Genomic DNA, 1,756 nt, shown 5'->3' with positions numbered 1-1,756 from the left:
ATTAAGTGTCACTATTCGTCTAAGGCCATATAAAACCCATCTGGGTTGTATGGTTAAGCCTCTCGAGTCATTAGTACATGTTAGCTCAACGCCTCACAACGCTTACACACCATGCCTATCAACGTCCTAGTCTCGAACGGCTCTTTAGAGGAATTAAATTCCTAGGGATGACTCATCTCAGGGCTCGCTTCCCGCTTAGATGCTTTCAGCGGTTATCGATTCCGAACGTAGCTACCGGGCAATGCCATTGGCATGACAACCCGAACACCAGCGGTTCGTCCACTCCGGTCCTCTCGTACTAGGAGCAGCTCCCTTCAATCATCCAACGCCCACGGCAGATAGGGACCGAACTGTCTCACGACGTTCTGAACCCAGCTCGCGTACCACTTTAAATGGCGAACAGCCATACCCTTGGGACCGACTTCAGCCCCAGGATGTGATGAGCCGACATCGAGGTGCCAAACACCGCCGTCGATATGAACTCTTGGGCGGTATCAGCCTGTTATCCCCGGAGTACCTTTTATCCGTTGAGCGATGGCCCTTCCATTCAGAACCACCGGATCACTATGACCTACTTTCGTACCTGCTCGACGTGTATGTCTCGCAGTTAAGCTGGCTTATGCCATTGCACTAACCGTACGATGTCCGACCGTACTTAGCCAACCTTCGTGCTCCTCCGTTACTCTTTGGGAGGAGACCGCCCCAGTCAAACTACCCACCAGGCACTGTCCCGAACCCCGATAAGGGGCCGCGGTTAGAACATCAAAACTACAAGGGTGGTATTTCAAGGACGACTCCATCATGACTAGCGTCACAACTTCATAGTCTCCCACCTATCCTACACATGTAGGTTCAATGTTCAGTGCCAAGCTATAGTAAAGGTTCACGGGGTCTTTCCGTCTAGCCGCGGGTATACGGCATCTTCACCGCAATTTCAACTTCACTGAGTCTCGGCTGGAGACAGCGTGGCCATCATTACGCCATTCGTGCAGGTCGGAACTTACCCGACAAGGAATTTCGCTACCTTAGGACCGTTATAGTTACGGCCGCCGTTTACCGGGGCTTCGATCATGAGCTTCTCTTGCGATAACCCAATCAATTAACCTTCCGGCACCGGGCAGGCGTCACACCGTATACTTCCTCTTGCGAGTTTGCACAGTGCTGTGTTTTTGATAAACAGTTGCAGCCACCTGGTATCTGCGACTCCCGTCAGCTTAGAGAGCAAGTCTCATCACCAACAGGAGCGTACCTTCTCCCGAAGTTACGGTACCATTTTGCCTAGTTCCTTCAGCCGAGTTCTCTCAAGCGCCTTGGTATTCTCTACCCGACCACCTGTGTCGGTTTGGGGTACGATTCCCACTAACCTGAAGCTTAGAAGATTTTCCTGGAAGCATGGCATCAACTACTTCAGTCCCTTAGGACCTCGTCATCAGCTCTCAGTCTGCACACTAAAGTGCGATTTCCCGGATTTGCCTAAGAAATCAACCTACCACCTTAAACGCGGACTACCAACGCCGCGCTAGCCTAGCCTTCTCCGTCTCTCCATCGCAGTTAGCGGAAGTACAGAAATATTAATCTGTTTCCCATCGATTACGCCTTTCGGCCTCACCTTAGGGGTCGACTCACCCTGCCCCGATTAACGTTGGACAGGAACCCTTGGTCTTCCGGCGAGGGGGTTTTTCACCCCCTTTATCGTTACTCATGTCAGCATTCGCACTTCTGATACCTCCAGCGTGGGTTACCCCTTCACCTTCAA

The 1,756-nt window shown here is 51.8% G+C and carries 1 rRNA gene; it reads right to left on the bottom strand.

Annotated features, from left to right (window positions below):
- Positions 1–49: 49 nt before the first annotated feature.
- Positions 50–1,756 (bottom strand): 23S ribosomal RNA (locus tag BW947_RS18405); the annotation flags it as partial.

This window comes from Shewanella morhuae, from assembly GCF_900156405.1.
GTDB lineage: Bacteria > Pseudomonadota > Gammaproteobacteria > Enterobacterales > Shewanellaceae > Shewanella > Shewanella morhuae.
This window is presented reverse-complemented; position numbering and strand designations above follow the sequence as displayed.